The sequence below is a fragment of the Nocardia anocheti genome, assembly GCF_029675105.1.
Lineage (GTDB): Bacteria > Actinomycetota > Actinomycetes > Mycobacteriales > Mycobacteriaceae > Nocardia.
Map to the genome: position 1 here is coordinate 344,755 of NZ_JAQQFV010000005.1, position 13,152 is coordinate 357,906.

A 13,152-nucleotide genomic window follows, 5' to 3' on the forward strand; every position below is an offset into this window, starting at 1 on the left:
GTCTATCCGATCTCGGGAGGCGAAGCGGCGGTGGTGCGTCCGGTGCGGGCGATCAACTCGCACAGGGCTTCCAAGCATTCGGCGCGGTCACGCGCCTGGGACAGCGTGTCACCCCAGGTGGTGATCCCGTGCCCGGAAATGCACAGAATCGGTGGGGCGGTGGGATTCTCGCGCAGGAATGTCTCGATATCGTCCCCGATGCGCGGCACCTCCGGCCAGTTGGGGAACACCGGGATATCGATGGACGACGGATCGGCCACACCGAATCCCTTGAGCAGTTCGAACCCACCGACCGGCACGGTGCGCACGACCTCGGCCGAAGGCACGGCCGTGGTGGCGAACGCGGTGGCGAAGGGGGAGTGCACGTGCACCACGGCCCGCGCGTCGGTGGTGCGGTAGACGGCGGTGTGAATGCTGGTCTCGGCAGAGGGTTTCCGATCCTGCCCCGGATGCGCGACGGTGTCGGCCACCCGCACCAGCACCGTATCGCGCTCGCCCAGTTCACCTTTGGACAATCCGCTCGCGGTGATCAACGCATCGTCCCCGACACGCACCGAGATGTTCCCCGCTGTCCCCGGCATCCACCCGCGCTCGTAGAGCTGCCGCGCGATCGCGGCGATCGCCCCGCCCCGCGCGGTGGCGACGATCGCGCGTCCGGAGGGGTCGAAGCGGTCCGCATTGCGGTAGACCACACCGTTTTCCGTGACGACGGCGGTGACCAGGTCGGTGGGCGTGACGTCGAAGGCGGGGTTGAAGACCGCGGTGCCCGCGGGGGCGGTTTCCACGCCGCCGAAGCCGGTGACCTCCCCGGCCGCGCGCTGTTCGACCACGATGCGGTCGCCGGTGGGCATGGAGGTGTCGCGGGTGGATTCCGGGGCGACCACGATGAACGGCAGGCCGTGATGGCGGGCGGCCAGGGCCAAGGCGAAGGTGCCGATCTTGTTGGCGACGTCGCCGTTGGCGGTGATCCGGTCGGCACCGACCAGGACGGCGTCGACCTGGCCGGTGGCCATGGCCCAGGCGGCGGCGGAGTCGATGGTGAGCCGGTGCGGGATACCCGCCTCGGCGAGTTCCCAGGCGGTGAGCCGGGCACCCTGGAGCAGCGGTCGCGTCTCGTCGACGAGCACATCGGCCACTGCGCCCCGGTCGTGCAGCACACGCAGCGCGCCGATCGCGGTGCCGACCGCGCTGGTGGCCAGGCGACCGGTGTTGCAGTGCGTGAGCAGGCGCAGCGGCCGGTCACCGCACAGGCGCTGCACCAGATCGGCGGCGTGCGTGGCGGCGGCCAGGTTCCCCCGCCCGTCCTCGGCGAGCAGGTCGAGAGTCTCGGCCAGCACGGCGTCCGCGCCCTCGGCGATCCGAGTCCGGACGCGCTCGACCGCCCACGCGAGATTCACCGCCGTCGGCCGCGCCGCCGCGATCCGATCGGCATCGGCCTGCGCCGCGGCCACATCGACCAAGCCCCCGGAACCCGGCGCTCTGGTGTGGGCCCTGGTCGCGATGACGACGCCGAACGCGCCCGCGATCCCGATCGCCGGAGCGCCGCGGATCGCGAGCGTTGTGATCGCGTCGATCACCTGGTCCACGGTCTCCAGGCGCAGTTCACGCGCCTCGTGTGGCAACCCGCGCTGGTCGATCGTGAGCAAGGCTCCGTCGTCCCAGGTGAGCGAGCTGTCGTCCATCGGCGTCCTTACCTCGTGTCCATCCATCGTGCCTGGTAAACGGTATCCGACCAGCCCCCGCCCCGAAGCCCGGGCCCAGCTCGCGGGGACTATTCGGCGACGTATTCGGCCTCGCGTTCGACGGCGTCGATAGTGGCTCGCGGGACCTGGATGGGGCCGGGGGTGTAGGTGACGGCGCGGAGGGCGCCGGTGTAGCGGAAGGGACCGCGCCGTTCGCGCAGGTCCCACGAGACGGGGCCGCGCGCGTCGACGCCGACCGAGATACCCGTCCACGGCGCCATGCCGACGAGCTGCACCTGATCGGTGAGTTCGGCGACCGCGACCCCGTCGATCTCGAGCACGAAATCCCACCGCAGGTGCGGCCGGATCGCCGCCCGCACGGTGATCTCACGAGCACCGCGCGGCACCTTCGCGGACGCGGCCGCGTAGCGCCCGTAGCTGTTGACGCCGAACACGACCTCGCCGCCCTCGACATAGAGCAGATAGCCACCGAGCGGATCACCGTGCGCCACGAGCACACCTTCGTCCCCGTCGCGGAATCCCTCGTGCACGGCCGCATCGGTGCTCGCCTCGGCACGGCGGCCGGTGAGGTCGGCGGTGATGGTGAAATCGCGGTAGGCGATGAGGCGCTGGGAGCGGTAGCGCTCCAGGGTCGGGGTGCCGGGGAGCAGGCGGACCGGGGCGGCGAAGCGGGCTTCCTCGGGACGGCGACGGAACAGGTCGGCGCGGGTGAGGAGCGGGAAAACCGTGTTCGCCCAGGCGGATTCGTCCCAGGCGGCGGCGAGTTCGGCCGCCTTGTCCGGGTACCGCGCCGACAGGTCGTGCAGTTCGGTGGGGTCGGCGCGCACGTCGAAGAGTTGCCAGTTCGGGGCGTCGATGTCGGCGTCGGCCTCGTGCAGCGAGAGCAGTTTCCAGCCGTCGCGGTAGAAGCCGCGGTGGCCGGTCATCTCCGAGTACTGCTCGGTGTGCCGGGTGGGCGCGGCGGGATCGCGCAGCAGCTCGGCGGCCGAGACGCCGTCGAAGTCCTTGGCGGGCAGGCCGTTACGCACGGTGGGCCGCTGCAGTCCGGCCAGCTCGAGCAGGGTCGGCGCCAGGTCGGTGACGTAGGCGTATTCGTGCCGGATCCCGGCGTCGGTCTCGGTGCGCGGCAGCCCCTTCGGCCAGGAGACGACCAGCGGTACCCGCACCCCACCGGCGAAGGTCTGGCCCTTGTAGAAGCGGAACGGCGTGTTCGACGCCTGGCCCCAGCCGCGCGGGTAGTGCACGCCCAGCTTCGCGGTGCCGATCAGGTCCTCGTCGTGGGGCACGTCGCCGATCCACTCCGGATCGTCGATGTGGGCGAACTCGGCGAAGTAGGTGCGGGTGCCTTCCGGCCCGCCCTCGGCGGTGCCGCCGTTGTCGGAGGTGAACACGATGATGGTGTTGTCGAGCTCGCCGAGGTCCTCGAGCAGGTCGACGATGCGGCCCAGGCTCTGGTCGATGCTGTCGACCATGCCCGCGTACACCTCCATGTACTTGGCGTAGCGGCGCTGCTCGTCGGCCGAGAGCGAATCCCATTCCGCGGCTTCGTAACCCGGCTCGGTATTGCGCGGCTTCTGCTGGGTGCCCGGCGGGAACAGGCCCTGCGCGAGCTGCTCGGCGAACCGCTTGCGGCGCAACTCGTCCCAGCCCTCGGCGTAGCGGCCCCGGTACTTGGCCTGATCCTCGGGCTTGGCCTGGAGCGGACCGTGCATGGCGACATGCGCGAAGTAGAGGAAGAACGGCTTGGTGGCGTCGTGGGCGCGCAGGTCCTTGATGTAGGACAGCGCCTTGTCGGTGAGATCGTCGGTGAGGTAATAGCCCTCCGGGTATTCCTCGACATCGACCACCGAGCTGTCGGAGACCAGCTGATTCGGATAGTAGAAGGAGTTCAGGCCCTCCAACGAGCCGTAGTAGCGGTCGAAGCCGCGCTGGGTCGGCCAGGAATCGCGGTGCGCCGCCGGGTTCATCGTGGCGTCGCGGACCAGATGCCACTTGCCCACCGCGTAGGTGGCGTAGCCGTTGTCGCGCAGGATCTCCGGCAGGGTGAGCACGTCGTCGGCCAGTTCCAGGCGCAGGCCGGGGTAGCCGGGGTCGGCGTTGGCGACGAAGCCGAAACCCGCACGGTGGGAATTGATCCCGGTCAGCAGCGCCGCGCGCGAGGGCGAGCACAGCGGGGTGGTGTGGTAGTTCGACAGCCGCACGCCCCGGGCGGCCAGCCGGTCCAGCGTCGGGGTCTCGATCTCGGAACCGAACGGGCCGATATCGCTGTAACCCATGTCGTCGACGAGGACGACGACGATGTTCGGCGCACCGGCGGGAGCGGTCGGCGGAGAGGTCCAGCGCGGGGACGATTCGGCGGACGTGCGACCGACCGTGCCGTCGAAGGATTCGTAACCACGGGCATGGGAGGGGACTGGCATACTCGCAGTAAATGCGGAATTCCCGCAGGTCACCAGGGTTATATGCACGGTGCGCGCAATCGGTGACCGCTCCGGGCACACCTTGTTAGCGTTCCAGCCATGCCCACGAACCAGCGCACGCAGGACTCGTCCCGCTGCTGTTCGTGTCGCGTTCCGCGCGGCTGAGCGGCCGCTGGTGTGCGGCCGTGTCGAGCCGACTGTTCCCCTGCCCTGCCGGTGCGCGTGCGCGCGCCGAATCCTCGAGGATCCTCACGATGAGCTCTACCCCCGGTGGCTTCGACCGCCGTAACTTCCTGCGCGCCAGCGGTATCGCCGCGGCCGCCATCTTCGGTGGCGCGGCGCTGGCGGCGTGCACCTCGGCCGTCCAGGAGCAGAAGGCGGGCGGTGACGACGCCACCCCGGTGCGCGGCGGCACCCTGAAGGTGGGCATCCGTGACGACCTCGCCCCCGCGAACCTGCTCACCAACACCGGCGCCACCCCGGTGCTGATCGGTCTGGTCTACGAATCGCTGATCCGCTACCCCAACGACAAGCTGGAACCGCAACCGCTGCTCGCGAAGTCGTGGCAGCTGGCCGCCGACGGCCGCTCGCTGAGCCTGGACCTGCGCGAGGACGTCACCTTCCACTCCGGCCGCCAGTTCACCGCCAAGGACGTGGAGTTCTCCCTCCGCACCTACGCCGACGCCAAGTGGTCGGCCCAGCTGCGCAGCACCGCCGCGGCGGTGACCGGTTTCGACATCGTCTCGCCGACCCGGATCGTGCTGACGTTCGCGCACCCGCTCAGCAATGTCTACGACCTGCTCGACACCGTGCCCATCCTCGACAGCGAGAGCATCGACCAGCTCGGCAGCGGCGAGAAGTACATCGGCACCGGCCCGTTCGAGTTCGTGCAGCGAGTGCCCAACTCGCAGATCGTGTTCGAGAAGAACCCCACCTACCGCGTGCCCGACCGCCCGTACCTGGACCGCGTCGAGGTCTCGATCATCCCCGACCCGCAGGCGCTGCTCAACGCCCTCAAGTCCGGTCAGATCTCGCTGGCCAGGGAGCTCAACTACCGCGACACCGAGAACCTGGCCAAGTCCGGCGGCTACCAGGTGCACGAACTCGAGGGCGCCGAACTGCAGGCGTACGTGGGCGTGAACGTCACCGAACCCGCGCTGGCCGACGTACGCGTGCGCCAGGCCATCGCCTTCGCGCTGGACCGCGAGCGCATCATCGCCGAGGTGTTCCGTGGCTCGGGCTACCCGCTCAATGTGCCGTGGCCGAAGAACTCGCCCGCCTACGACGAGGCGCGCAACACCCGCTACAGCCGCGACGTGAGCAAGGCCAAAGCACTGGTCGCCCAGGCCGGTAAGCCGCCCACGCTGCCGCTCACCTTCGCCCCCGGCTACGACGAACTCGCCCAGATCGTGCAGGCCAACCTCGCCGAGGCCGGGATCGAGGTCACCCTGGACCCGGTCGACGGTGCCACCTTCGTCAAGCAGCTCACCGGCCAGCAGTTCCGTGGCCTGTGGGTCACCGACCACTCGTGGGCCCAGTTCGTGCCCTCGACGCTGACGGTGAGCGCCTACCCGTTCAACGCCCGCCGCAATGCCTCCCGCTACGACTCGCCCGCCTACACCGCCGCCGCCGACGCGGCCTGGCAGCTGTCGCAGGGCACCGGTCCGGAGGCCGTGCGCGCCTTCCAGGCGGTCAGCGACCAGCTGCTGGAGGGCTTGTTCCTGATCGAGATCGGCGTGCGCTACCAGCAGTTCGCCGGGTCGAACAAGGTGCACGGATTCGGCTGGACCAAGCGCAGGGAGACCCTGCTCACCGACACCTTCCTGTCATGACGCGCTACGTGCTGCGTCGGCTGCCCTCTGCCCTGCTGGTGCTGTTCGGCGCCTCGGTGCTGATCTTCCTGCTGCTGCGCCTGGTGCCCGGCGATCCGGCCACCATCCTCGCGGGCAACGACGCCACCCCGGAGTCGATCGCGGCGATCCGCCACCAGCTGGGCCTGGACCGGTCGATCCCGGTGCAGTACCTGAGCTGGCTGGGCGATCTGTTCACCCTCGATCTGGGCCGCTCCTACATCATCGGCGGGCAGATCACCGACCTGGTCGGGCGCGGCCTGACCAACACCCTCGTGCTCACGGTGAGCGCGCTGGTGCTGGCCGTGGTGGTGAGCCTGGCGGTGTCGCTGGCCTCGGTGCTGTGGCCGAGCAAGTGGTTGAACAGCGTTGTCGCCGCGGCCAATACGGTCGCGGTGGCGCTGCCGACCTTCGTGGTGGGCCCGCTGCTGGTGCTGGTGTTCGCGGTGGCGATTCCGGTGCTGCCCGCCGGTGGTGTGCCACCCGACGGCTTCATCGCCCGGCCCGACATCGCCGTGCAGTACCTGCTGCTGCCCGCCATCTGCCTGGCCCTGCCGGTCGCGGCCGCGCTGACCCGGTTCCTCACCGAATCGCTGCGCACCGAACTCGGCAAACAGTATGTGCTGACGGCCCGTTCGCTGGGTGTCTCGCACCGCGAGATCGTCACCCGGGGCGCGCTGCGCAACGCGCTGCCGACCATGCTCACCGTGCTCGGCCTGCAGACCGGGCAGCTGCTCGGCGGTGCCGTGCTGGTGGAGGCGGCGTTCGTCTGGCCCGGTATCGGGCAGCTCATCGAACAGGGCATCAGCCGCCGCGACTATCCGGTGGTGCAGGTGCTGTTGCTGCTGTCGGTCGCGGTGTTCGTGACCATCCAGCTGCTCACCGACATCGCCCACGCCTGGCTGGACCCGCGCATCCGCATCGGAGGACGGGCATGACCGCGACGAAAACCGCACCGGTCCCGGTGGATTCGCCCCGGCGCGCGGGTCCGCTGGCCGCCCTGGGCAAGGGTCAGGGGCTCGCCGGAGTGCTGCTGATCGCGGTGATCGCCCTGCTGGGCGTCTTCGCCGGACTGCTCACCTCCTACGACCCGCTCACCCAGATCCCCGGCGCCAACCTGCTCGGCCCGAGCGCCGAACACTGGCTCGGCACCGACCACCTCAACCGCGACGTGGCCGCGCGCGTGCTCGCCGGAATCCGCATCGATCTGCTGATCGTGCTGATCGCGGTGCCGATCGGCGCGGTGGTCGGCTCGGTGGTCGGGTTGATCGCCACAGTGAACCCGTGGGCCGATGTGGCCGTGCAGCGGACCTTCGACCTGATCCTGGCCTTCCCGGCCCTCATCTTCGCCATCGCGCTGGCCGCGATCACCGGACCCGGCTGGCACGCGGTGGTGATCGTCATCGTCGCCACCGAGATCCCGCTGTTCGGCCGCCAGATCCGCACCGCGGTGCTCGCGGTGCGCGAACAGCCCTTCGTCGAGGCGTCGGAGGTGATCGGCGCCGACACCTGGTGGACGCTGCGCAAGCACGTGCTGCCCAATGTGCTCGAACCGCTGGGTGTGCAGTTCGCGCTGTCGCTGTCGATGGCGGTGTTCATCGAGGGCGCGATGAGTTTCATCGGCATCGGGGTGCGGCCGCCGCAGCCCTCGCTGGGCGCGCTCATCGGCGAATCGATCGCCAATCTCGACGCCAATCCGTGGATGGCGATCGGACCGCTGACCGTGGTGGCCGGGCTGACCCTCGGCTTCCTGTTGATCGCCCAGGCCCTGGGCCGGGCAAGGAGGACAGCATGAGCACCGCGTCGGAACCGGTCCTCGACATCGAGGAACTGTCGGTGACCTTCGGCCCGCGCACCGTGGTCGACCGGGTGAGCCTGCGGGTGCACCGGGGCGAGGTGGTCGCGCTGGTCGGTGAGTCCGGGTCGGGCAAGTCGCTCACCGCGCGCTCGGTGCTGGGCCTGCTGCCCGACACCGCCTACGCGACGGGCTCGGTGCGGCTGGCGGGCACCGAGGTCGTCGGCGCCACCGAGACCGCGCTGCGCGCGCTGCGCGGCACCGAGGCGGCCATGGTGTTCCAGGAACCGCAGACCGCGCTGAACCCGGTGCAGAAGATCGGTACCCAGCTCACGCAGGCCCTGCGCGCGCACGGGGTCACTGACAAGGCCGCCGCCAGGGCGCGCGCGATCGACCTGCTCGCCGTCGTCGACCTGCCCGAACCCGAACAGCGCCTCGACTGGTACCCGCACCAGCTCTCCGGCGGACAGAAGCAGCGGGTGGTCATCGCGCTGGCCCTGTCCGGTGACCCGGCCCTGCTCATCGCCGACGAACCGACCACCGCCCTGGATGTGACCGTCCAGACTGAGATCCTCGACCTGCTGCGCACCCTGCAACGCGAGCGCGGCACGGCCACGCTGTTCATCACCCACAATCTCGGCGTGGTCGCGGAGATCGCGGACCGGGTGGTGGTGATGAACGCGGGGCGCGTGGTCGAGGAACAGTCGGTGTTCGGGCTGTTCGCCGAGCCGGGGGAGGAGTACACGCGCACTCTGCTCGCCGCGGTGCCCCGGCTGCCCGCGGTCTCGGTGCGGGGTGGGGTTCGCGCGGCCGATACCGGGACCGCGCAACGGGTCGTCGTCGAGAAGGACGGTGGGGCGGACGCGTCCGCGGAGTCGGACGACGCCGAGGACACCGGCGCGAGTGGCGCTCCAGCGGATACGGTGGCGGCTGACGAGCGGGAGGCAGGAGGTACCGCCGACGCGGCGAGCGCTGATGGTGTGGCGCAGCAGGATTCGGCGGCCGACGGTTCGTCGGATGACCCGGTGCCCGGGGTGCGTGGCCTGCTGCGGCGGGTGGTGCTGCGGGGCCCCGCGGTGGTCGCGGAGAAGGGCGGCGGCACCGGCGAAACCGAGTACGCGGACGTTCTGCGGATCGACGAATTGTCGGTCGTGTACCCCGGCAGTCACGGTGGTGCGGAATTCCCGGCGCTGCAGAACATCTCGCTCGAGCTCGGGCCGCGCGAAGTGCTCGGGCTGGTGGGTGAGTCCGGCTCCGGCAAGTCCACGCTCGGTCGCACGGCGCTGGGGCTGGTGCCCGCGACCTCGGGAACGGTGACCCTGCAAGGTGTTTCGCTGGCCGGGTTGTCCCCGCGGGAGCTGCGGGGGTTGCGCAAGCATGTCGCACTGGTGCATCAGGATGTGAGCGCCTCGCTCGATCCGCGACGCAGTGTCGAGGACGCGATCGGGGAGCCGCTGCGGGTGCACCGGGTGGCCTCGGGCGCGCTGCTGCGGTCGCGCGTCGGAGATCTGCTCGAATCCGTCCGGCTGCCACGGGATTACGCGCAGCGGCGACCGGGAGAGCTGTCCGGTGGGCAGCGTCAGCGGGTGGCGCTCGCGCGGGCGTTGGCCCTGGCGCCCCGGCTGCTGGTGGCCGACGAGCCGACCAGCGCGCTCGATGTCTCCGTGCAGGCCCAGGTGCTCGACCTGTTCGCCGACCTACGCGCCGAATACGGCTTCGCGAGCCTGTTCATCAGCCACGATCTGGCGGTTGTGCATCAGGTCGCCGACCGGGTTGTGGTGCTGCGGCAGGGCCGGATCGTCGAAACCGGCGAGGTGCGCGCCGTGTTCGCCGCACCGGCTCAGGAGTACACCCGCCGCCTGCTCGACGCGGTGCCGGTCCCCGATCCGGCGACGGCTCGGCGGGGGCGGGACGAATCCGAGGCGACCGCGCTGACGCGGGTCGGGGCCTGACGTGGACGAGCCGCCGGAAACAGTTCCGGCGGCTCGTCGACACACGGATATCAGAGATGGCCGGGGCGGCGCGGTTCACGCCGGTCGTCCTGGCCGCGCCGGTCGTCCTGACCGGCTCGCGTGCCGCCCTGCATGTTCTCGCCCTGCTCCTGCCGCTGTTGCTGCTGCTGGCGCGGCATCTGCTTGGGCATCTTCTTAGGCGTCTTCTTCGACTTGTCAGCCATTCTCCACACGGTCCTTTCCGAGGGATGAGTAATTCGCCTAATGCACGTCCGACGCGGTCCGTCTTCATGGTGCAGGGCGGGCTACGCCTGACTGGATCCACGATAGGCATCGATACGGTGCAGGGGAACAGTTGGCGGCAAAATAGGGTCCCTACCTGCGCGAAAGCGGCGTGTCCAGGCGTGCGGAGGGCTCGCTCAGCAGGGGAGCGGGAGGAATTCGACGCGGTCGCCGTCGGCGGCGTGCGCACCGACGATCACCAGGCCGTCGTAGTCGATCAACCCGGCCAGATGCGCGGTGCGGACCTTCGCCTCGCCGAGCCAACCACCCTCGGCGCCATAGCGAGCCGGGGTGATCCGCTGGACCGGGCCCGCGATGGCCGCGGCATTGTGCAGCGGGCCGAGGATCGCGCGCGGCGCGGGCGCTCCGGTGCGTCCGGCCACGATCGCGGGTGTCAGGGCGAGCAGTACGGCGACGGCGGCGAACGGGTTACCGGGCAGGCCGAGAACCGTTGGACCCGAAGGGAGTTCGGTGACGATCGTCGAACCACCCGGGCGCAGTGCGAGTCTGGGCACCAGGACGCGCGCGTCGGCGCGGGCCAGGGCGGTGCGCAGCTGGTCGGCGGCACCGCCACCGGTCGCGCCGACCACCACGATCAGATCTAAACCCTCGGTGGCGGTGAGCATCTCGTCGAAGCCGTGTTCGGTGTCGCGCAGGTGTACACGGTCGACCACCCGCACGCCGAGTCCGGCCAGCAGGTCGGGGAGTATCGGGCCGATCGAGTCGCGGGTTTGTCCGGCTTGCAGGGGGCCGGTGGCGCGGATCTCGTCACCGGTCATCACGACGCGGGCGCGCACCGGGCCGCGCACCTCGGCGGTGGTGACCTCCACCGAGGCCGCCGCCGAGCGCAGCGCCGCGCTCACCCGGGTGCCCGCGGTGGCGACCACGTCGCCCGGGTGCTGGTCTTCGCCGCGTGCGCGGATGTCACCGCGGACGGGGGTGTCGGGTCGGCGGGCGAGATGCTCGCCGGTGAGCATGGCGAACTCGTCGCGCAGCACCGAGGTGGTGCCCTCGGGCACGTGCGCGCCGGTGGCGATGCGGACCGCCTCGCCCGGACGCAGTCCGGTCGGTCGGGCCCCACCGGCGAAGCCGATGTCGCGGCGCAGGACCCAGGGGCCGTCTCCGGCGACGGCGTAGCCGTCCATCGCCGACACGTCGAAGCGGGGCAGCGCGTCCGCGGCGATCAGCGGGGCGGCCAGCGCGGCGCCGGTGACCTCGCCGAGCGCGGCCTCGTAGGCGATCAGCGGGGTCGACTCGGTCGCGAGCACGGCCCTGGCCTCGGTGAGATCGAGACGGGTGGTGGCGCGTTCGGCGGCCAGGCGGGCGCGGGCGCGGCGGACCTCGTCCTCGGTGTCGCAGTCGCCGGTGTCGGGGAGCTCGACCAGCAGGGAGTCGGCGGGGACGATGGCCTTCATGGGCTGATTCACCGGCGAATCCAGCGCGGCCAGGGCGGCGGCGAGCGCGGTGCGCCGCCACACGCCGACCAGGTATTGCGGGCGACCGGCGGCGTCGATGGCGAAGACGGCCTCCGCGTCGGATCCGGCGGCGTGGCGCAGCAATTCGTCGATGGCGTCGGCGGTGAGGAACGGCATGTCGGCGGCGAGGACCACGACCCACGGCGCGCCCTCGCGAGGCAGTGCGGCCAGGCCGCTGGCGATCGCCGCCACCGGCCCCGATCCCGGCGGCGCCTCGCGCACCTGGCCGATGGTGCTGGCCAACTCGGGGCGATGCGGCCCGACCACGACGACCGCCCCGCACTTGCCCACCGCCTCCAAGGCCACCGTGAGCATGGAGCGTCCACCGACCACGATCGCGGGTTTGTCCACCCCGCCCATCCGGCTGGCCCGCCCACCGGCGAGCACGATCGCCTCGGCGGCGGTCATCGGCGGAATCGGAATCGCGGGATCAGCACGTCTTCGATGCTAATCCTGTGCGGCCGAGAAGCCCCGCCGCACACCCTGGCCCGCGTGCCGGTCCGGGCCGTGCCGAGGACCGGCGTCGGGTTCGGGTCTCACAGCCGGGCGGTGCGCAGGTCGACGCGGCCGTCGGTGATGGGGACGCCCTCCTCGGCGAGGAGGCGGAGTTGGCGGGTGGCCAGGTGGGCGGCGGGGCGGCCGGAGGCGCCGAGGACGCGGTGCCAGGGGAGGTCGGCGGAGTCGGTGCGCATGATCCAGCCGACCGTCCGCGCCGAGGACAGGCCAGCGGCGGCGGCGATGTCGCCGTAGGTGGCGACCCGGCCGGGCGGGATCGCCGCGACGAGCGCGCGGACCCGTTCGACCTGCTCCTCGGTGGTGGCGGCCATCGCCTCAGAGCACCGCGGTGATGAGCGCGGCCGTCTCGGCGGGGCGGGCCAGCGGGATCATGTGGTCGCAGTCCCACTCGTGGGCGGTGAGCCGGTCACCGAGCCGCGCGGCGAGGGCGGTGCGGAATTCGGCGCTCACATACGGCGGGTTCACCTGGGTCGCCCGCACCAGCACGGTCGGTAGATCCTCAGGTGGGAGCACGGCCGGGCGGGCGAGCTGACCCCAGTACGAGGTGATCGCGGGCTGGAACATGCGCCAGCCGACCCGCCCGTGCGCGGTGGGCACCAGGTGCTCGTCGAGCTCGCGTTCCAGCACGGCCGGGTCCACCTCGTCGGGACGCCAGTCGCCGTTGCGCTTGTCGGCCCTGGCCTCGGCGACATCGGTGTAGTCGGGCGAGGCGAGATTGGCCGCGGCGATCTGCTCGATCAGCTTCGCGTCGACGCCCTGCGCCGGATCCAGCAGCACCAGCGCGCGCACCAGCTCGGGGTGTCGACGGGCCAGCCGGATCGCCGAGGCGCCACCGAAGGAATGCCCGACCACCACGACCGGACCGGTGGTCTCCGCGCGCAGCAGCTCGGCGAGATCGTCGACGATCGTCTCGAAATCCCACGGCGGCAGCGAGGTGGAGCGGCCGTGTCCGCGCAGGTCGGGGGCCAGCACACGGGCCTGCGGCAGGTGCTCGGTGGCGAGGGTTTCCCAGCGGTTGCCGTGGCCGGTCAGACCGTGCAGGGCGAGGACGACGGGACCGTCGGCGGGGCCGAACCGGTGCACATGAAGCGGGGACACGACTGCCATTCTGGCCGCTCGCGAGCCGTGGCGCAGCACGTCCCCCGCGTGGGGTGGCGGT

The 13,152-nt window shown here is 71.1% G+C and carries 10 protein-coding genes; 4 read left to right on the top strand and 6 right to left on the bottom strand.

The features are described 5' to 3' along the window. Positions 1-2: 2 nt before the first annotated feature. Together mtnA and QC180_RS15575 are read right to left on the bottom strand one after the other, a co-directional pair. Entirely contained in the window at positions 3-1,682 is a 1,680-nt protein-coding gene (gene mtnA / locus QC180_RS15570) for an S-methyl-5-thioribose-1-phosphate isomerase (RefSeq protein WP_278263445.1), read from the bottom strand. A gap of 89 nt (positions 1,683-1,771) precedes the next feature. Continuing rightward, a complete protein-coding gene (locus QC180_RS15575) occupies positions 1,772-4,123 on the bottom strand; it encodes an arylsulfatase (protein WP_278263446.1) in 2,352 nt (783 codons plus the stop codon). A 254-nt stretch (positions 4,124-4,377) separates the two neighbouring features. Here QC180_RS15575 and QC180_RS15580 point away from each other — a divergent pair, with 254 nt between their 5' ends. From QC180_RS15580 to QC180_RS15595, 4 genes are read left to right on the top strand one after another with little or no spacing between them, the layout of a single operon-like run. After that, a complete protein-coding gene (locus tag QC180_RS15580; RefSeq protein WP_278263447.1) occupies positions 4,378-5,955 on the top strand; it encodes an ABC transporter substrate-binding protein in 1,578 nt (525 codons plus the stop codon). Next, positions 5,952-6,911 (top strand): ABC transporter permease, encoded by a 960-nt coding sequence (locus tag QC180_RS15585; RefSeq protein WP_278263448.1) that lies wholly within the window; start codon positions 5,952-5,954, stop codon positions 6,909-6,911. Before QC180_RS15580 ends, QC180_RS15585 begins: the two co-directional genes overlap by 4 nt. Further along, positions 6,908-7,768 (top strand): ABC transporter permease, encoded by an 861-nt coding sequence (locus tag QC180_RS15590; protein ID WP_278263449.1) that lies wholly within the window; start codon positions 6,908-6,910, stop codon positions 7,766-7,768. Before QC180_RS15585 ends, QC180_RS15590 begins: the two co-directional genes overlap by 4 nt. Further along, the gene (locus QC180_RS15595) at positions 7,765-9,720 is read left to right on the top strand and encodes a dipeptide ABC transporter ATP-binding protein (protein ID WP_278263450.1); all 1,956 of its coding nucleotides are present in this window, start codon (positions 7,765-7,767) and stop codon (positions 9,718-9,720) included. The genes QC180_RS15590 and QC180_RS15595 overlap by 4 nt, the downstream gene beginning before the upstream one ends. Before the next feature lie 50 nt (positions 9,721-9,770). On the opposite strand, the gene QC180_RS15600 is transcribed toward QC180_RS15595, so the two are convergent. The 4 genes from QC180_RS15600 to QC180_RS15615 all read right to left on the bottom strand — a co-directional run bounded on the left by QC180_RS15600 (position 9,771) and on the right by QC180_RS15615 (position 13,100). After that, positions 9,771-9,944, bottom strand: coding sequence for a hypothetical protein (locus tag QC180_RS15600; RefSeq protein WP_278263451.1), 174 nt, complete (start codon positions 9,942-9,944; stop codon positions 9,771-9,773). A 195-nt stretch (positions 9,945-10,139) separates the two neighbouring features. Continuing rightward, positions 10,140-11,885, bottom strand: coding sequence for an NTP transferase domain-containing protein (locus tag QC180_RS15605; RefSeq protein WP_278263452.1), 1,746 nt, complete (start codon positions 11,883-11,885; stop codon positions 10,140-10,142). A 128-nt stretch (positions 11,886-12,013) separates the two neighbouring features. Further along, positions 12,014-12,304, bottom strand: a complete 291-nt coding sequence (locus tag QC180_RS15610; RefSeq protein ID WP_278263453.1) for an MGMT family protein — start codon at positions 12,302-12,304, stop codon at positions 12,014-12,016. A gap of 4 nt (positions 12,305-12,308) precedes the next feature. Continuing rightward, the gene (locus QC180_RS15615) at positions 12,309-13,100 is read right to left on the bottom strand and encodes an alpha/beta fold hydrolase (RefSeq protein WP_278263454.1); all 792 of its coding nucleotides are present in this window, start codon (positions 13,098-13,100) and stop codon (positions 12,309-12,311) included. Positions 13,101-13,152 lie beyond the last annotated feature (52 nt).